The 18,671-nt window shown below is 68.6% G+C and carries 18 protein-coding genes and 1 pseudogene; 9 read left to right on the top strand and 10 right to left on the bottom strand.

The window, feature by feature from the left end; all coding sequences use genetic code 11:
* Positions 1-142: 142 nt before the first annotated feature.
* Both FAB82_RS08520 and mce read right to left on the bottom strand, forming a co-directional pair.
* Positions 143-1,351, bottom strand: a complete 1,209-nt coding sequence (locus FAB82_RS08520) for a coiled-coil domain-containing protein (RefSeq protein ID WP_136534121.1) — start codon at positions 1,349-1,351, stop codon at positions 143-145.
* Between the two features lie 203 nt (positions 1,352-1,554).
* Positions 1,555-1,983, bottom strand: coding sequence for a methylmalonyl-CoA epimerase (mce, locus tag FAB82_RS08515; protein WP_136534120.1), 429 nt, complete (start codon positions 1,981-1,983; stop codon positions 1,555-1,557).
* A 33-nt stretch (positions 1,984-2,016) separates the two neighbouring features.
* On the opposite strand from mce, the gene FAB82_RS08510 reads away from it, so the two are divergent.
* From FAB82_RS08510 to FAB82_RS08490, 5 genes are read left to right on the top strand one after another with little or no spacing between them, the layout of a single operon-like run.
* Positions 2,017-3,198, top strand: a complete 1,182-nt coding sequence (locus tag FAB82_RS08510; protein WP_136534119.1) for an acetyl-CoA C-acyltransferase — start codon at positions 2,017-2,019, stop codon at positions 3,196-3,198.
* Positions 3,198-4,118: a methylmalonyl Co-A mutase-associated GTPase MeaB gene (gene meaB, locus FAB82_RS08505; protein WP_136534118.1), complete on the top strand. Its 921-nt coding sequence runs from the start codon at positions 3,198-3,200 to the stop codon at positions 4,116-4,118. Before FAB82_RS08510 ends, meaB begins: the two co-directional genes overlap by 1 nt.
* Positions 4,119-4,160: 42 nt before the next feature.
* Positions 4,161-6,779: a valine--tRNA ligase gene (locus FAB82_RS08500; RefSeq protein WP_136534117.1), complete on the top strand. Its 2,619-nt coding sequence runs from the start codon at positions 4,161-4,163 to the stop codon at positions 6,777-6,779.
* A complete protein-coding gene (locus tag FAB82_RS08495; protein WP_136534116.1) occupies positions 6,776-8,116 on the top strand; it encodes a bifunctional folylpolyglutamate synthase/dihydrofolate synthase in 1,341 nt (446 codons plus the stop codon). Before FAB82_RS08500 ends, FAB82_RS08495 begins: the two co-directional genes overlap by 4 nt.
* Positions 8,109-8,519: a DUF4233 domain-containing protein gene (locus FAB82_RS08490; protein WP_211116466.1), complete on the top strand. Its 411-nt coding sequence runs from the start codon at positions 8,109-8,111 to the stop codon at positions 8,517-8,519. The genes FAB82_RS08495 and FAB82_RS08490 overlap by 8 nt, the downstream gene beginning before the upstream one ends.
* Before the next feature lie 3 nt (positions 8,520-8,522).
* Here FAB82_RS08490 and FAB82_RS08485 read toward each other — a convergent pair whose 3' ends face one another.
* The 5 genes and pseudogenes from FAB82_RS08485 to FAB82_RS28835 all read right to left on the bottom strand — a co-directional run.
* Positions 8,523-9,338 carry a hypothetical protein gene (locus FAB82_RS08485; RefSeq protein ID WP_136534115.1) on the bottom strand — a complete coding sequence of 272 codons (816 nt, stop codon included), beginning with the start codon at positions 9,336-9,338 and terminating at the stop codon, positions 8,523-8,525.
* Complete coding sequence (locus FAB82_RS08480; RefSeq protein ID WP_136534114.1) at positions 9,326-11,371, bottom strand: hypothetical protein; 2,046 nt, start codon at positions 11,369-11,371, stop codon at positions 9,326-9,328. Before FAB82_RS08480 ends, FAB82_RS08485 begins: the two co-directional genes overlap by 13 nt.
* Positions 11,368-12,312, bottom strand: coding sequence for a hypothetical protein (locus FAB82_RS08475; protein ID WP_136534113.1), 945 nt, complete (start codon positions 12,310-12,312; stop codon positions 11,368-11,370). The genes FAB82_RS08480 and FAB82_RS08475 overlap by 4 nt, the downstream gene beginning before the upstream one ends.
* Before the next feature lie 99 nt (positions 12,313-12,411).
* On the bottom strand, positions 12,412-12,747 hold the full coding sequence (locus tag FAB82_RS27935) for a helix-turn-helix domain-containing protein (RefSeq protein WP_246039514.1): 336 nt from the start codon (positions 12,745-12,747) through the stop codon (positions 12,412-12,414).
* A gap of 3 nt (positions 12,748-12,750) precedes the next feature.
* Positions 12,751-13,008: pseudogene (locus FAB82_RS28835) on the bottom strand (Crp/Fnr family transcriptional regulator); the annotation flags it as partial.
* Between the two features lie 210 nt (positions 13,009-13,218).
* On the opposite strand from FAB82_RS28835, the gene FAB82_RS08465 reads away from it, so the two are divergent.
* On the top strand, positions 13,219-13,752 hold the full coding sequence (locus FAB82_RS08465; protein WP_136534111.1) for a GNAT family N-acetyltransferase: 534 nt from the start codon (positions 13,219-13,221) through the stop codon (positions 13,750-13,752).
* Here the strand turns inward: FAB82_RS08465 and FAB82_RS08460 are convergent.
* The 3 genes from FAB82_RS08460 to FAB82_RS08455 form a co-directional block, all read right to left on the bottom strand.
* Positions 13,749-14,015 (bottom strand): hypothetical protein, encoded by a 267-nt coding sequence (locus FAB82_RS08460; RefSeq protein WP_136534110.1) that lies wholly within the window; start codon positions 14,013-14,015, stop codon positions 13,749-13,751. The two genes, FAB82_RS08465 and FAB82_RS08460, sit on opposite strands and share 4 nt — an antisense overlap.
* Positions 14,016-14,079: 64 nt before the next feature.
* On the bottom strand, positions 14,080-14,232 hold the full coding sequence (locus FAB82_RS26990) for a hypothetical protein (RefSeq protein WP_168801498.1): 153 nt from the start codon (positions 14,230-14,232) through the stop codon (positions 14,080-14,082).
* A 101-nt stretch (positions 14,233-14,333) separates the two neighbouring features.
* Positions 14,334-14,633, bottom strand: a complete 300-nt coding sequence (locus FAB82_RS08455) for a hypothetical protein (RefSeq protein ID WP_136534109.1) — start codon at positions 14,631-14,633, stop codon at positions 14,334-14,336.
* A 214-nt stretch (positions 14,634-14,847) separates the two neighbouring features.
* Between FAB82_RS08455 and FAB82_RS08450 the strand changes: the two genes are divergently transcribed.
* From FAB82_RS08450 to FAB82_RS08440, 3 genes are read left to right on the top strand one after another with little or no spacing between them, the layout of a single operon-like run.
* The gene (locus FAB82_RS08450) at positions 14,848-16,719 is read left to right on the top strand and encodes an SCO2524 family protein (protein ID WP_246039526.1); all 1,872 of its coding nucleotides are present in this window, start codon (positions 14,848-14,850) and stop codon (positions 16,717-16,719) included.
* A gap of 3 nt (positions 16,720-16,722) precedes the next feature.
* Positions 16,723-17,664: an SCO2523 family variant P-loop protein gene (locus FAB82_RS08445; protein ID WP_136534107.1), complete on the top strand. Its 942-nt coding sequence runs from the start codon at positions 16,723-16,725 to the stop codon at positions 17,662-17,664.
* Complete coding sequence (locus FAB82_RS08440) at positions 17,661-18,656, top strand: SCO2522 family protein (RefSeq protein WP_211116465.1); 996 nt, start codon at positions 17,661-17,663, stop codon at positions 18,654-18,656. The genes FAB82_RS08445 and FAB82_RS08440 overlap by 4 nt, the downstream gene beginning before the upstream one ends.
* The last annotated feature ends 15 nt before the right edge of the window (positions 18,657-18,671 follow it).

The raw sequence follows: 18,671 nt of genomic DNA, 5'->3' as shown, positions 1-18,671 counted from the left end.
GTAAGCCGCGTCCCGCCACACCCGGCAAGGGACCGGATGTGACGGGACGCGGCCGAAGCTGTGGTTCCTCCACCGTCATCGACCTACGCCAAGATAATTCTTATCTGTCGTTGGCTACGACGGTAACGCGGATTCACCAGTTTTATTTCTCGTCGCCCGTATCGAGGCCGGCACCGGGGAAGTTGCCCATCATGCCCGACAGGGTCTGCGTCATATTGCGAAGCGTCGCCTGCACCTCGTCGCGCTTGGCCGTGAGGTCGTTGACCTTGTCCTCCGCGTCCTTGGTGACACGCTCCGCATCGGACTTGGCGTCCGAGAGGAGCCGCTCGGCCTCGGCCTTGGCGTCGCCGACGAGCTTGGTCGCGTCGCGCTTGGCCTTGGTCGTGGTCTCCGAGGCGTAGGCGTCGGACTCGGAGCGCTTCTGCTCGGCCCGGGTCTCCGCGGCCTTGGCGGCCTCGTCGGCGTCGCGGGCGCGGCTCTCGGCGTCCGTGACCAGCTTCTGGGTCTCGGACACGGCTCGGGTGTGGCGCTCGGACTCCTCGCGCTCGGACTTCTCCTTGCGCTCGGCAAGTTCGAGGTCCAGGGCCTGGAGGTCCTTGTCGCGCTTCTCCTTCGCCTCGGCGAAGAGCTTCGCGGCCTCGGCGCGCTTCTCCTCCGCCTCGCGGGCGGCCTTGGCGCGGAGCTGGGTGATCTCGCGGTCGGCGGTGGCGCGCATCGTGGCGACCTCGCGTTCGACGGAGGCCTTGAGCTCGGCCACCTCGTGGCCGGTCGCGGTCCGCAGTTGCTTGGTCTCGCGCTCGGCGTCGGCGCGCAGGGTCTCGCACTCGCGGCGGGCATTGGTCCGCAGCTCGGCGACTTCGCGTTCGACGTTGGTGCGCAAGGTGTTCGCCTCGCGCTCGGCGCCCTGCTTGAGGCTGCCGGCCTCGGACCGGGCGGCGTCGGTGATCTCGCGCGATTCCAGGCGCGCCGCGGACAGTATGCCCTCGGTCTCGCGCTTGGCCTCGGCTCGGTGTTCGTTGGCCTGCTCCTCGGCGAGGCGCAGGATCTGCTCGACGCGAGTGCCGAGACCGGAGAGCGTCGGGCGGGTGTTCTCCTCGAGCTGTTTGGACTGCTCGTTGAGGCGCTGCTCAAGGCCCTGGATGCGCTGCTCCGCCTGTCGCAGACGGCGCTGGGCGTCGGTCATCCGCTGTTCGGCCTCGGTGCGCTGCTGCTCGGTCTGCGTCAGCTTCGCGATGTTCTTCTGGATGAAGTCATCCACCTGGTGCCTGTCGTAACCCCGCAACTGCACGGGGAATTCCGGCACCGATTGGTCGTTGTCGAAAAAAGTACTGCTGGAGGGCTGCTGCGACATGGACCAATACTTGCAGATGCACACCCGGATGTCGACAGCAAGGTCAGGGGTTTGTGGAGGTCTGATCACCAGCAACAGCAGTCCCGAAACGGGTCGAAATCCTTGAACCAGTACAGAAGTCGACTCTTGTAACGAGTTTCGATCAATCCGGTGACGGACTAGCGGCGTCGGAAATCCGACAGGGCGACGGTGGGCGGAACGTCCTACGCGGGCTCCACGAGCTCGACCAATACGCCCCCCGCATCCCTCGGATGGACGAAATTGATTCGGCTTCCGGCGGTCCCGATCCGGGCCTCCTCGTAAAGCAGCGTCGCGCCCCGCTCCCGCAGCGCGGCGGACGCCGCGTCCACATCCTCCACGGTGAAAGCCAGCTGCTGAAGGCCGGGTCCCTTGCGGTCCAAGAACTTGGCGATCGCCGAGTCCTCATGCAACGGCGCCAGCAGCTGCACCTGGGCGCCGCCGTCGGGCCAGGACACCATGACCTCCTCGACGCCCTGGTCCTCGTTGACCTCCCGGTGCACGGCCTCGCCGCCGAGCGTCCCCACGTACCAATCCAGGGCCTCGTCCAGATCCGGCACCGCCACCCCGACGTGGTCGATGCGCCGCAAGCCGATCCCATTCGCAAACGTCATACGATCGAGGGTATAGACCAACGGAGGTCCGCCATGTACGACAGCACCGTCATCCTCGCCGCCGCCCGCACCCCGATCGGGCGCTTCAACGGGGCGCTGGCCGACATCCCCGCCACCGACCTGGCCGGGACCGCGATCAGCGCCGCACTCGAACGCGCCTCAGCGTCGCCCGAACTCGTCGACCAGGTGATCCTGGGACACGTCCTGCCCGCCGGATGCGGGCAGAACCCGGCCCGCCAGGCCGCCGTCGCCGGCGGCGTGCCGATGCGCGTGCCCTCCCTGTCGGTCAACAAGGTCTGCCTCTCCGGCATGACCGCGGTCGGGCTGGCCGACCAGCTGCTGCGGGGCGGCGCCGCCGACGTCATCGTCGCCGGGGGCATGGAATCGATGAGCCGCGCCCCGCACCTGCTGCCCGGCTCGCGGCGCGGCTTCAAATACGGCGACGCGGTCCTGCTCGACCACCTCGCCCACGACGGCCTCACCGACGCCTACGACGGCATCTCCATGGGCGAGTCCACCGAACGCCACCTCTCCGGCCGCGGCATCACCCGCGAAGAGCAGGACGCGTTCGCCGCCACCAGCCACCAGCGCGCCGCCAAGGCCGCCGACCGGCTCGGCGAGGAGATCACGCCCGTCGAGACCCGCCGCGGCCTCATCGACGCCGACGAAGGGGTCCGGCCCGAGACGAGCCCCGAGAAGCTCGCGCAGCTGCGCCCGGCGTTCATCGACTCCGGCACCATCACCGCCGCCAACGCCTCGCAGATCTCCGACGGTGCCGTCGCCCTGGTGCTGACCCGCAAATCCGTCGCCGAGGCCAACGGCTGGTCCTATATGGCCGAGATCCTCGGCTACGGCACCGTCGCCGGACCCGACAACTCCCTGCTCGACCAGCCCGCGAACGCGATTCGAGCGGCGCTGGCCCAGGCCGGAGTCGACGCGGCGCAGCTCGACGTGGTCGAGATGAACGAGGCCTTCGCCGCCGTCGCGATGGCCTCGGCCGAGACGCTCGGCGTCGACCTCGAACGCGTCAACCCCGACGGCGGCGCGATCGCCCTGGGCCACCCGCTCGGGGCCTCGGGCGCCCGCCTGGTCCAGACCCTGGCCCGCCAGCTCGGCCCCGGTCAGCTCGGCGCGGCCGGACTGTGCGGCGGCGGCGGTCAGGGCGACGCGATCGTGCTCCGCGGGGCGGCGGCGAACGGCCTCAAGGGAGCTTGATGAGCGTCGAGGAAACCGTTGCCCTGGCCCGCAGGGGCGACCGGCGGGCCACCGCCCGGCTCCTGACCGCCGTGGAGAACCAGACCGGCGATGCGGCCGAGGTCGCCGCGCTCACCGCCGGCGGTGACGCCCGCGTCGTGGGCGTCACCGGCTCACCCGGAGTCGGCAAGTCGACCCTGGTGTCCGCGCTCATCGGCGCCTGGCGCGAGGCCGGCCTGCGCGTGGCCGTCCTCGCCGTCGACCCCTCCAGCCCGTTCTCGGGCGGGGCGATCCTCGGCGACCGGGTCCGCATGGCCGACCACGCCCTGGACGAGGGCGTCTACATCCGCTCGGTCGCCACCCGCGGCCACCTCGGCGGGCTCGCCGCCACCACCAGCGCGGGGGTGCGGCTGCTCGAAGGGCTCGGCTTCGACGTCGTCATCGTCGAGACCGTCGGGGTGGGACAGGCGGAGGTCGAGATCGCCGCGCTCGCCGACACGACGCTGCTGCTGCTGGCCCCCGGCATGGGCGACGGCATCCAGGCGGTCAAGGCCGGCGTGGTCGAGATCGCCGACGTCTACGTCGTCAACAAGGCCGACCGGCCCGGCGCCGACGCGGTCGTGCGCGACCTCAAGGCGATGATGTCGCTGGTCAAGCGAGAACCGAGGGAGTGGCGACAGCCGGTCGTCAAGACCGTCGCGCAGGAGGGCGGCGGCGTGGACGAACTGGTGGCCGCCATCGCGAAGCACCGCGACCACCTCGACGGGGACGACCGGCTCGCGGTCAAGCGCCGCGAGCGGGCCGCGGCCGAGATCCGCGCCCGTGTCGACGCCGCCCTGGTCCGGCGCTACGCCGTGCCCGAGGACCTGGCCGAGGCCGTCGCGACCGGCCGCACCGACGCCGCCGAGGCGGCGCGGAGAGTTCTGGGAGACACCGCCTAAACCGCGTCGACGCCGCCTCGGGCGGCTCATTAAACTGGGAGGGTGACAGACGCAGCGAAGACCAATCCGGACCTGGCAGACCAGCTTTCGAAGACGTACGCGCCGGTAGAGGTAGAGGCGCGACGCTATGCGAAGTGGGTAGCCGACGGACGCTTCGCCGCGTCGGACTCCTCGGATCGCGATCCGTACGCCATCGTGATCCCGCCGCCGAACGTGACCGGCCAGCTCCACCTCGGGCACGCGCTCGACCACACCATCATCGACTCCCTGGTGCGCCGCGAACGCATGCGCGGCAAGGAGGCCCTGTTCCTGCCGGGCACCGACCACGCCGGCATCTCCACCCAGAACGTGGTGGAGCGCCAGCTCGCCGACAAGGAGGGCGTCTCCCGTCACGACCTGGGCCGCGAGGCCTTCGTGGACAAGGTGTGGGAGTGGAAGGACGTCTACCACGAGCGCATCTCCAACCAGATGAAGAAGATCGGCGACGGCGTCGACTGGTCCCGCGAGCGCTTCACGCTCGACGAGGGGCTCTCCTCCGCCGTGCAGACGATGTTCAAGCGCATGTACGACGACGGCATGATCTACCGCGCCGAGCGCATCATCAACTGGTGCCCGCGGTGCATGACCGCGCTGTCGGACATCGAGGTGGAGCACCAGGACGACGCCGGCGAGCTCGTCTCGATGCGTTACGGCGAGGGCGAGCACTCGATCGTGGTCGCCACGACCCGTCTGGAGACGATGCTCGGTGACACCGCGGTGGCGGTCCACCCCGATGACGAGCGCTACGCCCACCTGCTCGGCACGACCGTGGAGGTGCCCTTCACCGGGCGGCGCATCCCGATCATCGCCGACGCCCACGTCGACCCCGAGTTCGGCACCGGTGCGGTCAAGGTGACCCCGGCGCACGACCCGAACGACTTCGCGATCGGCCAGCGCCACGACCTCGAGGCGATCCTGATCATGGACGAGCGCGGCGTCATCACCGCCCACGGCCCCTTCCAGGGCCTGGACCGGTTCGAGGCCCGTTCGGCCATCGCCGCTGCCTTGCGCGCGGGCGGCCGGATCGTGGCCGAGAAGCGCCCGTACATGCACGCCGTCGGCCACTGCGATCGCTGCGACACCACGGTGGAGCCGCGGCTGTCCAAGCAGTGGTTCGTGAAGGTGGAGCGCCTCGCCAAGTCCGCCGGGGACGCGGTGCGCAACGGCGAGACGAAGATCCACCCGCCGGAGATGGAGAAGCGCTACTTCTCGTGGGTGGACAACCTGCTCGACTGGTGCATCTCGCGCCAGCTGTGGTGGGGCCACCGCATCCCGATCTGGTACGGCCCGAACGGTGAAGAGATCTGCGTGGGCCCGGGCGAGAGCGCCCCCGAGGGCTACACCCAGGACCCCGACGTGCTCGACACGTGGTTCTCCTCCGGCCTGTGGCCGTTCTCGACGCTCGGCTGGCCCGAGCAGACCCCGGCCCTGGAGAAGTTCTATCCGACGGCGACGCTGGTCACCGGCTGGGACATCATCTTCTTCTGGGTGGTGCGGATGATGATGTTCGGGACCTACGCGATGGGGAAGGCGCCCTTCAAGGAGGTGTTCCTGCACGGCCTCATCCGCGATAAAGAGGGCAAGAAGATGTCGAAGTCCTCGGGCAACGGCATCGACCCGCTCGAGGTGGTCGACCAGTACGGCGCGGACGCGCTGCGGTTCATGCTCGCCCGCGACGCCCAGCCCGGCGCCGACTCGACCGCGTCGATCGAGCTCGCCGAGATCAGCCGGAACTTCTGCAACAAGCTCTGGAACGGCACCCGGTTCGCGCTGATGAGCGGCGCCACTGTGGAGGGTGAACTGCCCGCCGAGCCGTCGCTGATCGACCGGTGGATCCTCTCGCGCCTGTCGCACACGATCGAGGCCGTCGACACCCACTTCGAGGCCTATGAGTTCGCCAAGGCCATGGACGCGCTCTACCACTTCGCGTGGGACGACGTGTTCGACTGGTACCTGGAGCTGACCAAGCCCGTGCTCGCCGAGGGCGGCCAGGCCGCGGACGACACCCGCCGCGTCCTGGGCCACGTCTTCGACCAGCTGCTGCGCCTGCTGCACCCGGTCATCCCGTTCGTGACCGAGGAACTGTGGCTCACCCTCACCGGCGGCGAGGAGCGGAACGAATCGCTCACCGTGGCCGTGTGGCCGACTCCCGCCGGGGCCGACGATGAGGCCGAGCGCCTCGTGGACGCCTTGCAGCACTTGGTGGTCGAGGTGCGCCGCTTCCGCTCGGACCAGGGCGTCAAGCCCAGCCAGCGGGTGGCCGCGCGCATCGGCGGCCTGGACGCGGCGGGTCTGGCCGACCAGGAGCGGTTCATCCGGGTCCTGGTGAAGCTCGACGTCGAGGCCGAGGGCTTCGCACCGACCGCCGAACTGGCCGTGTCCGACCAGGTCTCGGTCGCGCTCGACACCTCGGGCACCATCGACGTGGCCGCCGAGCGCGCCCGTCTCGACAAGGCGCTCAAGGCCGCCGAGAAGGAACTGGCCGGGACCACCGCCAAGCTCGGCAACGAGGCCTTCCTGGCCAAGGCCCCGGACAATGTGGTCGAGAAGATCCGCGCCCGCAAGGCCACCGCCGAGGCCGACATCGCCCGCGCCACCGCACAGCTCGAGCGTCTCGCATGAGCCGGAACCTCGAACTCGCCCGCCTGGAGGCGCTGCTGGAGGCCCGCGGGTTCTCCCGCTGGGACTTCACGCTCGACCGCATCAAGGCGCTGCTAGACCTCATGGGCGACCCGCAGCGCGCCTTCCTGTCCGTCCACGTCACCGGCACCAACGGCAAGACCTCGACCACCCGCATGATCGAGCGCCTGCTGCGCGGCCACAACCTGCGCACCGGCATGTTCACGTCGCCGCACCTGGACAATGTCACCGAGCGGATCTGCATCGACGGCGAACCCATCGCCGCCGACAAGATGTTGGAGGCCTACAACGAGATCGCGCCGCTGGCCGCCCTCGTGGACGGCGAGGGACCCGAGACGCTCACCTACTTCGAGATGACCGTCGCGCTCGCCATGGGCGTCTTCGCGGACACCCCGATCGACGTGGGCGTCATCGAGGTCGGACTCGGCGGTGAGACCGATTCGACCAATATCCTGAACGCCGGGGTCGCCGTCATCAGCCCCATCGCGATGGACCACACCAAGTGGCTCGGCGAATCGCTCGCCGAGATCGCCACCATGAAGGCCGGGATCGTCCATGAGGGATCGACCCTGGTGACGTCGGCGCAGGAGCGCTCCGCGATGGAGCCGCTGCTGCGGCGCGCCCAGACCGTCGGCGCGAACCTCGTCTCGGAGGGCCGCGGCTTCGAGGTCACCGCCCGCGAGGTCGCCGTCGGCGGGCAGCTGCTCACCATCGAGACCCGGGCCGCCCGCTACGAGGACCTGTTCCTGCCGCTCCACGGCGAATACCAGGCCCACAATGCGGCGCTGGCGCTGGCGGCGGTCGAGGTGCTGCTCGGCGCTGGGGAGCCGAAGGCGCTCGACGCCGAGATCGTCGGCCAGGCCTTCGCGGACTTCACCTCGCCCGGCCGGTTGGAGGTCGTGCGCACGGCCCCGACGGTCATCCTCGACGCCGCCCACAATCCGGCGGGCATGGAGGCCATGACGAAGGCGGTGAGCGAGGAGTTCAGCTTCCGCAAGCTCGTCGCCGTCGTGGGCATGCTGGCGGACAAGGAGACCGACCACATGCTCGAGCTCCTGGAGCCGATCGCCGACGAAATCGTCATCACCAGGTCCTCTTCGGACCGGGCCATGCCGGCGGCGACGCTGGCCAAGACCGCCCGCGAGATATTCGGTGAGGAGCGCGTCATCGTCGTGCCGCACGTGCGGGACGCGATCGCGCGCGGCATCGAACTGGCCGAGGAGGCCGACGACGTCTACGAGTCGGGCGGCGGCGTCCTCGTCACCGGCTCGGTCTTCACCGTCGCCGACGCCCGGAAGATCCTGGTGCGCCGTGGATGATCCGGTTCCGCCGCAAGGACAGTCGGAAGCACAGTCGCAGGCCGAGCTCGATCCGAACCGGTCGGGTCTGAAGGACCCGGACCGGGCCGGGCGCAGCCTCGCCGCGATGGCCCTGAGCCTCGAGGCCATGGCCCTGCTCATGGCGATCATCCCGATGCGGATCCTGCTGGACGACGCCACGGCCGCGACGATCGCGGTTCTGTCCCTGACGGTCGCCTGCATCGGCCTGGCCGGCTTCTCGCGCCGGCCCTGGATCTGGAAGGCCGGAGCGGTAATTCAGGTTGCGCTGATCGCCTGCTGGTTCATACATTGGTCCCTCGGCGCCGCCGGAATCGTCTTCGCCCTCGTGTGGGCCTTCTGCTGGCAGACCAGGAACCAATTGGCGAAACCGCCCCGGCGCTGATCACTACCGCGGGTTCGCCCCGAGTACCTTTCTGGCCTCGGCCTCCAACTCGGGCTCTCCGAAGTTCCGGAACAGGTCGATCAGCAGCTTGGCGGTGGCCCACACCGAGCCGTCGCGATGCCGGTGCAGGAACTCGCCGAGCAGTCGCAGGCAGGAGCGGCTGTCACCGGCCGTCACCGATTCCTTCGCGTAGACCTCGAGTCGTTCGTCGAGCTCGATGAAGGCGTCGGTGCGTTTCCTGAGCGCATCGATTTCGCCGGGTGCTTCGGCCAGTCGCCAGCTGACGGCCGTGCGGGGGTCCGCCAGCGCCTTGGAGAGGAAGTCCATGCGCTGTTCGATCCGGTCCTGCTCCAGTTGGTCGCGGTGGCGTTCGATCTGCGCCCGTTCGGCGTCCTGGACGAGCGAGAGTTCGGCCTGGTTGACCTCGATGGCGGCGCAGCGGGCCGAGACGCGGGCGACCTGGCCGGGGATGTGCTGTTCGATGGGCAGTTCGGAATTGAGCAGGAAGTGCAGCTGCTCGCTGTCCGTCAGCGAGAGGTCCTCGCTGAGGGCGACGCACCGTCGGTAGACCGCGGTTTCGGCGAGCGCCGTGACCCGGTCGTCGGGGATCTTGCTGTCGCCGTATTTCACCGTCATGTACAGCGAGATCTTGAACTTGAGGCCGGGGCGGTCGCTGGGGGCCTTCAGAATCTTGAGCCAGGTCTTCTCGTCGTAGCTCGGATGTTCGGGGACCCTGATCCAGTCGGCGAGCGCGTTGCGAAAACGCTGCCAGCGCGTCAGATCGGTGTCGGCCGCTGGAATCTCGGTCATGTTGTCCATGCGATGGGTTCCTCACTGAGTCGGTCGATGAGATCGGAGATCTCCGCGTGGACCTCGGCGTGCAGCTTCAGTCGCCGTTGCACGAGGTGAAGCGACTGCAGCAGCTTGCCGGTGAGCTGGAGGTCGCCGTCGGCTGCCAGGATGGACAGCGCCAGGTCCCCGGAGAGCGGAGTGCGCGCATTTGACAGCGCCGCCACCCAGCGGGCGGTGATGTCCGCGATTTCAGTCGAGTTGCCGTGGACGAGCACGGCCCGCCACAGCAGCCAGGCCATCCTGCGGATCTTGCGATGGACCAACGGGTCGCGGGTGCGCAGCGTTTCCTGCACGGGTCCTCGTTCGAGCATCTTCTCGATGAGTTCGTGCAGCTCGTGAGGTATCGCCTGGTTCCACTGGACCCATCCCGCCAGCCCGTGGAGCACCACGTCGAGGCGGAGCCGGTCGGCGGCATGGAGGATCGTGGCCCTCGCCTGCTGCTGTATGAACGGCAGCTGGTGTGACATGACGCGGTTGAGCACCGCGAACGCGCTGTCCGGATGGCGTTCGAGGAATTCGTCATCGCCGCAGACATGGAGCAGCACCAGCGGGAGGACGGGAGTGTCCCTTTCGTTCGCCCAATCGGCCAGGGTCCTTCGCACTGGTTGGCCGATCAGGGGATCGAAGGCGGCCAGGCGAACTAGTCGCACCGCTCGGAGCAGATCGACCGGCAGGCGTCCGGCTCCGTTGAACTTGAGCAGCTCCTCGGGGTCGTCGGTGATCAGCTTCCGGGCGGGGTCGGTGAGCAGTTTCGGGAAGTCGGTCTCTCGGGCGAGTTCGGCGACCCGGGCCGCCATGCCTTCGAAATCGTCGGCTTCGAGCCGGGCGGATTCGGGGCTGACGAGGACGATCCAATCCCGGATCGCGGGGCGCATGCGCGGGTAGTCGTCCCAGATGAGCCGCAGGGTCGCCCTGGCGCCGCCGATCTGGCGGAATCGCAGGCTCCGGCAGTCGAAGACCTCGCTGAGGTCTTTGAATTTCGCTTCGAGACCGGACTCGACCATGACGGACGGCGGCCGGTGGTCGGGGTCGGCGAGGTCGAGCAGCGCGGTCGCGGCGGCGATCTTCGCCGCCGACGAGGCGGATTCCAGGAACGCCGAGGCGGTCAGTATCGCTCTCGGCCAGGGGCCGAGTTTTGCGATCTTCGGGGAGGTCAGCTCCAGCGGCTGTTTGAACAGGAGGGCTTTGGCGCCCTGAAGGAGCCGCGCCGGGTCGGTGACGCCGGCGCCGATCTGGCGGTCGAGGTGAATCGCGAGGGAGGCGACCCGCGGGGGCCAGGCGGTGTTTCGGGCGTCGGTGAGGGAGGGATCCAGGAAGACCTTCCAGGCGAGTTCGCGGTGGGGGCTGTCGGTGATCCAACGGCCGAAGACCGCCTCTTCTGAAGGACGCTCCAGGGGGATCACCGCGTCGGGCGTGGCGGAGGCGGCATGCTCGCTCAGCCGGTCGGCGACCACGGCCAGCAGGTAGACCTGCTTCGTTCGCAGCTGGTTCAGGCAGTCCTTCAACTGCCCGAGGATCGAGGTGGAGGCGGCGTCGTCCCCGACGGTGTCAACGACGATGATCGTGCCCGCTTCCAGCAGATGCAGGTGGTCGTGCAACCGGGTCTCGGCGGTCGCCGTCAGGTGGGAGAGCGTCGGCTCGGTCTCGTCTCGGCGGATCCGCGCGGCGAGTTCGAGGGTCAGCCATCCCAGGGCGGTGCGGCGACCTTGATGGGGCTGCGCGGTCACGATGGCGAGATGACCGCTCTTGATCGAGTCGACTCGACCGGCGAGTCCGGGAGGGGCGATGACCTTGTCTCCCAGGGCTTTCTCCAGCGAGAGGAGATCGTCGAACCGGGTCTCGGCCGGTCGCGGCCGGGATGCCGGCCCTTGGCCCCCGCCCTCGCTGAGCAGGTTGAAGATGGTCATGGCGCCTTTGGCCTGGTACTGGTGCTTGTCGCGCTCGGCCGTGTCTCCGACGTGCACTTCCTGCGGCCGGGGCGAGTCGTTTTCCGTGGTCATCGCTCGGTGCTCCGATTGTGGACGGTCATGGAGTCGGCCTCGTATTGATGCTTGTCGCGCTGGACCTTGTCGCCGAAGTGCTGGGTGACCCGGTCCTGGCGCACATCCCGGCCCGCGACGTTGGAGCCGTTCGAGACGTCGCCGGTCCGCGGCGAATTGCGGTACGACTCGCCGCCGGGAGCGGCGTCGCCGCGGGCGTCGAGGAGGGAGCGGAGCACCGTGACCCGGGTGTCGTCGGATTCCGGCTCAGCCTTGATTTCGGGGCCGGTGTAGCCGTGGACGAGCAGCGCGCCGGAGGGAGTCGGCACGTACAGGTAGGCGGGTTCGGAGTACGTCTTGGACACGGCCTCGACCTTCACGAACCGGGACTGGTGCACCAGGTCGTTGTAGTGGCGGACGGCGCTGTGCATGGCGTGCTCCGAGAGCCCGACGGCCAGGAACGTCGCGTCGTGGTCGGAGTGGTCGAGCAGGGCACGCACCTGGTCGGATTCGGAGAGCCGAGCCGCCTCGATGAGGATGTCGTCGGAGGCCGAATCGGCCCGCTCATCGGACTTCGGCCGCCGGGGGCCGACGGTGATCCCCAGGCGCATGCGCATCCGGAGGTGGTCGGCGTGGTGATGGAACCGGTGGTATAGCTCCCGCTGGAGAGCGTCGGGGAAGCGTTGCACGACAGGGCGGAGGAGGTTCCCGTTGAAGGAGATGATGACGCCGTCGCCGCGGTCGGCGATGTTCCCCTGTTCCTCGCTCTCGTCCCAGACGTGGTGGAGCTCGCAGGCGTACAGGGCGTTGCGGATGCAGTCGCGGAACGCCGACACCGATTGGCTGCGGTCACGCTGGTACATGCCGCTGAAGTCCTTGATGTCGAAGGCCAGCACGGCTTCGATGGATTCGCATCGGTCGGGCTCGTCGTACCGGGGGTGGCCGATTTCCGGGTTCATCATGACTCCCAAGGTGATCGGGGAATGTTCTGGAAGTCATGGTGCGGTCCCGATCTGGGCTGCGATGTGCAATTTTGCATACCTGTTAAAGTGATATGAGTCTCAGTCGGATCTGGCGAGCCGTCGCAGGAAGTCCGACTCGGCGATGACCATGCCCGAGCCCTCCGTGCGGACGACGCCGAGCTCCTTCCAGTCCGCGATGGTGCCGGCGACCGAACGCAGCGACATTCCGATGGAGTCGGCGAGTTCGCGCTGGGTCATGGGGATGCTGGGGCCGGTCGTCTCGTCGCCGGCATCGACTATGTAGGTGAGGAGTGCGGCGAGGCGGGCCTTGACCGGAAGGCGCGTGGCAATGGTGAACTCCGTGGTCTCGCGGGTCTTCTTGATGAGATATTTCAAGAGCGTGCCGTCGAGCTCGAGTCGCTGGACGGTCCTCATGAATCGAGGGGCGTGGAATATCGTTCCCTCGCAGGCCTCGACGGTTCGGACATCCGCGGAATGGGCCTGGCTGTCGAGCACGGAGAATTCGCCGATGAGATCCCCGTGGCCGCGCATTGCGAGGAGCGTCGACCGCCCCTCGGCGTTCGTGTAGTCGACCCGTACGCGTCCTGAATGGATTGCGATGACCCGGCTCGACCTGCCCCCTTGCGAGAACAGCCCGACCCCGGGCGGCCAGCGTTGACGTCGCCCGTGCTGCATCAATAGTCTCCAAGGGCCGCGGCCTGCCATCGCCTCGAAACCGCGCATTGGATTGTCCACGATATCCTTGTCTATCGCGACTGTGCGTGATGGCGCTGTCGTCTACAGGACACGAGACGTTCTGCCATGGCCGTGACCGTCCGATAAAAGGCTCGAATGTCCACCGCTTCAGGACCTACACTCGGTCGGCCGACTTCGGAGGGACTTGAGATGGCGAGCGAGACAGTGCAATTGAAGACCGAGCGGTTGATCCTGCGGCCGTTCACCGAGGGCGATGCCGAGCCGTTCGCCGCGATCAATGCCGACCCCGAGGTCATGCGCTACATCGGGAACGGACAGCCGCGAGACCTTGAGCGGACGCGGGAGGGGATCGAGAAGTCCGTGCGGGACTGGGACGAACAGGGTTGGGGAACCTTCGCGGTCGAGGAGACCGCGACCGGGGAGCTGGTCGGCTTCGCCGCGCTGGCCGTTCCGACGTTCCTTCCCGAGATCCTGCCCGCGGTCGAGGTCGGCTGGCGCTTCAAGCGTGACCGCTGGGGCCGCGGTTATGCGCCCGAGGCCGCCCGCGCCGCGATCGCCTTCGGCTTCGAGGAGGTCGGGCTCGACCGGGTCGTCTCCTGCATTCACAGCGACAATGCCGCGTCGATCCGGGTGGCCGAAAAGCTGGGGATGACCCTGGAACGACGGACCGTCGTCCCAGGGCTCGAGGTGCCTTGCAGCGTCTACGAATTGAAGCGCGCTTAGTCGCCGCCTCCGCCTCCGCCGCCGCAGTCTCCTCCGCCACCTCCACCGCCTCCGTCATAGGAACCGCCGCCGCTGGTGTCGCACGAGTTCGAATCGGAGCCGCCGCCCGAGTAGCTGCCGCTGCCCGAATTGCCGCCGGAGTAGTCGTGATACGTCGAATTGGTGTAGGCGCCGCCTCGGGCGTGCCGCTTCTCGCTGCGGTAGGCGGCGATCCCGATAGCGACGACGATGAGGATGACGATGAAGAATACGGCCAGACCCATCGTGGCTCCTTTCAACAGGGGTGGAAGCCGACCCGCCGCTGCACTGGCGGGCGTGGGGGTGTGGTCAGGCGCCGGCCTCGGCCGGGCCGCCGTGGTGCGCCGGGTCGGTGTGAGAGCCGTGCCGGTGGCTGAGCTGCTTCTCGCTGTTCCTGGTGGCGACGAAGATCGCGATGCCGATGCCGACGAGGGTGGCGATTGCGCAAACCGAGCCCATCATGGCTCCTTTCGTTGGGGGACACCGCGCCGCGGGGTGGCGGCGCGAGTGTCCAGAGTAACGGCGGGGGTCAAGTCGGCCCTCCTGAGGCGGAACTGAAGCGCCTAGTCACCGCCTCCTCCGCCGTCACCCCCGCCGCCGTCATGGCCCCCACCGTCGAAGCCGCTGACGTCGTAGGTGCTGCCGGTCTCGCCGGAACCCGCATCGGTGCCGCGCTTTGAGGAGTCGTCGTCCCAGGGCTCGGCCTCGCTCGAACCGACTCCCGGGGTGTCGTAGTACATCGAGCCCGCGTAGGGGCGGCCGCCTGGAGTTTCGTCGCCACCCGGACCCGCACGGTAGTAGGCGATGATGCCGGTCGCGATGACGGCTCCGACAATGGCGCAGACCCAACTCTCGACGGTCATCGCAGTTCCTTTCGCAGGGGTGGAAGCCGCGGCGCCGACGGACGGGCGGGCGTTCGGGGTAGGAAGAGGAGTCGAGCAGGCCGCGCCCGGAGACGAATCCGGTCTGTCGGGTAGTTGACAAAACACGTTCTGCGAGCGTGATTGTGTCGCATCGTCATGCCATAGTGAACATGTCCTCGCAGTCTGGATTCCCAGGTGGTGGTCCCCGGTGAAAATGCAGCCCAGGCAACAACTTCTCGACATCTGGAAGGCGCAGGTCGCCTACTGCCTGCGTCCGGTGGTCGAGGAGGACGGCCGTGAGCACAAGGCCTGGCACTGGGGCGGGCGCAATGACTCCGACGCCGTCGGCGACGCCCAGCAGCTGCTCTGCCTGCTCTACCCCGCGCAGGAACTGCCCGAGCTCAGCTACGCCGATCCCGACTCCACCAGTGACGCCGTGCTGGACGCACTGGCGGGCCTCGGCGACCCGATCGAGATTCCCATCCGTGTCATGCGGATCATCCGGGAATACATGGTCAAGCACTCCGACGAGGCGGGCGTCCCGGTCTACAGCGGCGGCTCCAATATGCACCGCACCGACCGGAGCGTGAAGGCCTCTCCCGAGCAGCGCGCCGTCGACGTCACCGAGGGTTTCGCCCTCGCCATTCCCCTGTGCATCACGTCGCTGACGTTCCTGGCGGACTTCGCGCCCACGGTCGACCGGCTCGGCCGGACCACGCTCTCCAAGGAGCGCCGCGAGATCGAGGAGATGGTCCATCGCCGCCTCGTCGGCGCCCTCACCGGTCTGCTGCGCTCGTTCTCGGTGTCCACCTTCGACGCCGACACCGCCTTCGGGCGGCAGCTGATCGACCTCATCAACGTCGACGGGCTGGCCTCCCGCAAGATCGTGAGCCGCTTCCGGGCCGCGTCCCAGGAGATCATCGGCTCCCTGCGCGACATCACGGTCGGTTCGGGCGGCACCGCGGGCGTCGAGGCGCCCACGAAGCTGTTCGAGATCGGCTGGTCCTGGTCGGTGGTGGAGAAGGCCCCGGAGGTCGAGATCGTCGCCGACCGCTCCACCCAGCGGCCCGGCCGCGCCCAGGACGCCCCGTACCTGTACTTCACCGTGGTCGCGATCGAGGCCATCAGCGCGCTGTTCTCGCCGAGGGTCATGCGCCGCAACTTCCTCACCGACGAAGAGCAGCAGCTGACCCAGTCGCTCCAACTGCGTCTGGACGTCACGCGCCGCTACTGGGCGATGGTCGCCTCCTTCGGCGGCGGCTCGAAGTGGCCGCTCGAGGACGTCCCGTGGCGCACCACCGACGGCCTGGAGTACGACTACTACTCGCTCCTGGTCTGCGCGGTCTCCACCGATGCCTTCGGCGCCCAGCGCGGCGGCGACGACGACCTGCTCCGCCTCGGCGACGTCCTGATCGAACTCGCCAACCGCGGCCGCATCACGCGGCGCGCCATGGCGGGCGACCGGTCCATCGAAATGCACTTCCCCGGCGTCAGATCCGAGCTGACCGGCATCGAGAAGCTCGACGGCCCCGCGATGATCTGGAACATGGTCGACTTTGCCCCGCTGCTGCTCAAGCGGCTCTACCACGCCGCAAGCCTGCTGGTCACGATCGGCGCCCGAGCCGAACTGCTCGAAGTCGCCGACCTGGTCTGGGAGCACCTGTCGCGTAGGAGGATCCGCGACGGAGCGGCCGCGCGGCTGTGGGATCAGCCGGTCCAGGTCTACGAGGAATTGGAGAAGTGGTTCGAGGACCCGTCCTGGCACTTCACCGTCCGCGTGGTCGAGGCGATGGTGCTGGCCGCCCAGTTCGCCTCCTCCGCCCCGGCCCGGTCCCGGTCACTGGAGAACCTGGCCGAGGAGTTGCTGGTCGAGGCCGAACACGTCTACGACCAGGAGCTGCTGCGCGGCTCGGGCAATGCCGGTCCCTCACTGGCGCAAGAGATCCACGCGGTCGGCACCACCATCCGCCACGCCAAGGAAGTGGTCGACGAGCGTCCCGGCACCGCCTTCGCGCTGGGCATCAGGGCCCTGCTCGAACTCGACCGGCTCATCGCGGCCGGCCGCGACGCCGAGACCGGGGTGTAGTCGATGCTGCTGTTCGCGACCTCGGACAAGGGCGGCACCGGCCGCTCGGTCACCTCCTGCAACGTGGCCTACCGCCGCGCCCTCCAGGGCAGCAATGTCTGCTATGTGGACTTCGACTTCGGTTCGCCGACGTCCGGGGCCATCCTCGGCATCGACGCCCTCGAACACGGCACCACCGGCAACGGCATCCACGACTACCTGCAGGGCATCGCCTCCGAGCCCGAACGGCATTCGATCTGGGCCGAGACCGACCGCTCCGAGCTGCGGGTGCGGCCGGACGGCGCCGGAGAACTGGTGCTGTGCCCCGGCGACTCCGACGGCGGCGAGTTCCCCTCCGACGACTCCACCATCGACCGCTGCGTCCGGCTGTTCCTCCAGCTCTCCAGCGAGTTCGACCTCGTCATCGTGGACCTGAGCGCGGGCCGCTCCCACGCCACCGAACTGGTCATGGCCGCCACCGCCACCCGCGAACTCGCGGCCCTGCCGTGGCGCTGGATCGTGTTCCACCGCTGGACGAAGCAGCATGTGCTCGCCGCCCACAGCCTCGTCTACGGCGAGCGCGGACTCTCCGAGACCAGCGCCATGTGGGGCCATCCCGAGAAGCGGCTGACCTCGTCGGTCCGGTTCGTGCGCACCGCTGTGGTCGACCCCGACGGACCCGAGCTCTCCGGGCTCAAACCCACGCAGGTCCGCTGGCTCAACAAGATCGACGCCGACCTCCACCAGATGGCCGCGAACCTGAAACTGGGGCGCATGAACCTGCTCGGTTCGGTCCCGCTCGACCCGGTCCTGCAATGGCGCGAGCAGATCATCACCGACGCCGACTCGGTCACCCTCGACATCGCCAACCAGAAGACGGTCAACGCCTTCTCCGCGCTGGCCAAGCGCTCCAGTGAGGAGCTGTTCGTCGCCGGACTGGACGTGAACGGGGGTCTTGACCGGTGAGTTACTCAGAGTCCAGCGCGAAACAGCGCACCGAGCGGTTCGGCATGTCCCACTTGTCGATCGAGGTCGGCCACCTCTACGCCGACGACCTGGCCCGGCCCGAGACGCTGCGGTCGGAGATGGCCTCGGCCGCCGCCTGGGTCGACGGGACCACCGCGGCATTGAGCAAGCGCCTCGGCGGCAAGAAGCCCCGGGTGAGCACCTGCTACCTGGTGGACGACTACTTCCACCAGGGCCTGCCGGCCCCCGAGAAGCTCATCGCGGTGGTCGAGGAGGCCGCGGCCGACGTCGGGCTGCGCATCGACTACCTGGCCCGCGAGTCGGGCTGCGCCATGATGGGCCAGCTGGACCTGGCCGAACTGGTGGCCGGCCGTATCGTCTCCGAGCCCGCGCCGGGCACGAACGGCTCCCGTCCTCCGGTGAATCAGTCGGGGTGGCTGTGCAACGGGGTGCGCACCCCGCAGACGCCGCGCGTGGCGATGAGTCGGCCCGACAAATGGGTGCCGCCGAGCCAGAACGCCCGCCGCGAGCACTCGGTGTTCCTGGACGTGGAGCTGTGGAACGACACTCCCGAGGGCAAGCTCTGGTCGTGTCCGATGCTGGCGGCGGTGTGGCAGCTGCTGCGGCTGGGGGTGCTGCGCGACCAGGGGCGTCGGATCGGCGTGCCGGCCTCGCGCAGCTCGGTCGCCCCGGTCGAGCACGGCCACGACCCCGAGAGCGAGGGTGTGGCCCGATACCCCGACACCTGGAAGGACATGCCCGCGATCCTGCAGCTGAACCAGAAGGCGGCGCCGTTCCCGGCCTACCGGACGGTTTCGGTGCTGTCGGTCGACTTCTTGGAGGTCGAGCACGCGGTGCGGCTCATCTGCTCATGTGTCAGTCCCGATCACGGTGCGACGCAAGCGGTCAGGAAGGCCGCCGAGCGGGAGGGCATGGAGCTGCCGGAGGAGCTGGTCGACCGGCTCTCCTACATCTTCCAAGGTCCGCTGTAGGCGGATCATGATCGC

The sequence above is a fragment of the Glycomyces buryatensis genome, assembly GCF_004912275.1.
Taxonomy (GTDB): domain Bacteria; phylum Actinomycetota; class Actinomycetes; order Mycobacteriales; family Micromonosporaceae; genus Glycomyces; species Glycomyces buryatensis.
Note: the sequence above shows the minus strand (reverse complement) of the source record. Positions and strands in the feature narration are given on the sequence as shown.

Excerpts from the sequence above, each read along its gene's own strand:
- FAB82_RS08450 (WP_246039526.1), top strand. The coding sequence starts at position 14,848 with ATGCAGCCCAGGCAACAACTTCTCGACATCTGGAAGGCGCAGGTCGCC.
- FAB82_RS08485 (WP_136534115.1), bottom strand. The coding sequence starts at position 9,338 with ATGGACAACATGACCGAGATTCCAGCGGCCGACACCGATCTGACGCGC.
- meaB (WP_136534118.1), top strand. The coding sequence starts at position 3,198 with ATGAGCGTCGAGGAAACCGTTGCCCTGGCCCGCAGGGGCGACCGGCGG.
- FAB82_RS08455 (WP_136534109.1), bottom strand. The coding sequence starts at position 14,633 with ATGACCGTCGAGAGTTGGGTCTGCGCCATTGTCGGAGCCGTCATCGCG.
- FAB82_RS08475 (WP_136534113.1), bottom strand. The coding sequence starts at position 12,312 with ATGATGAACCCGGAAATCGGCCACCCCCGGTACGACGAGCCCGACCGA.
- FAB82_RS08480 (WP_136534114.1), bottom strand. The coding sequence starts at position 11,371 with ATGACCACGGAAAACGACTCGCCCCGGCCGCAGGAAGTGCACGTCGGA.
- FAB82_RS08520 (WP_136534121.1), bottom strand. The coding sequence starts at position 1,351 with ATGTCGCAGCAGCCCTCCAGCAGTACTTTTTTCGACAACGACCAATCG.
- mce (WP_136534120.1), bottom strand. The coding sequence starts at position 1,983 with ATGACGTTTGCGAATGGGATCGGCTTGCGGCGCATCGACCACGTCGGG.
- FAB82_RS08465 (WP_136534111.1), top strand. The coding sequence starts at position 13,219 with ATGGCGAGCGAGACAGTGCAATTGAAGACCGAGCGGTTGATCCTGCGG.
- FAB82_RS08495 (WP_136534116.1), top strand. The coding sequence starts at position 6,776 with ATGAGCCGGAACCTCGAACTCGCCCGCCTGGAGGCGCTGCTGGAGGCC.
- FAB82_RS27935 (WP_246039514.1), bottom strand. The coding sequence starts at position 12,747 with ATGAGGACCGTCCAGCGACTCGAGCTCGACGGCACGCTCTTGAAATAT.
- FAB82_RS08460 (WP_136534110.1), bottom strand. The coding sequence starts at position 14,015 with ATGGGTCTGGCCGTATTCTTCATCGTCATCCTCATCGTCGTCGCTATC.
- FAB82_RS08510 (WP_136534119.1), top strand. The coding sequence starts at position 2,017 with ATGTACGACAGCACCGTCATCCTCGCCGCCGCCCGCACCCCGATCGGG.
- FAB82_RS26990 (WP_168801498.1), bottom strand. The coding sequence starts at position 14,232 with ATGATGGGCTCGGTTTGCGCAATCGCCACCCTCGTCGGCATCGGCATC.
- FAB82_RS08445 (WP_136534107.1), top strand. The coding sequence starts at position 16,723 with ATGCTGCTGTTCGCGACCTCGGACAAGGGCGGCACCGGCCGCTCGGTC.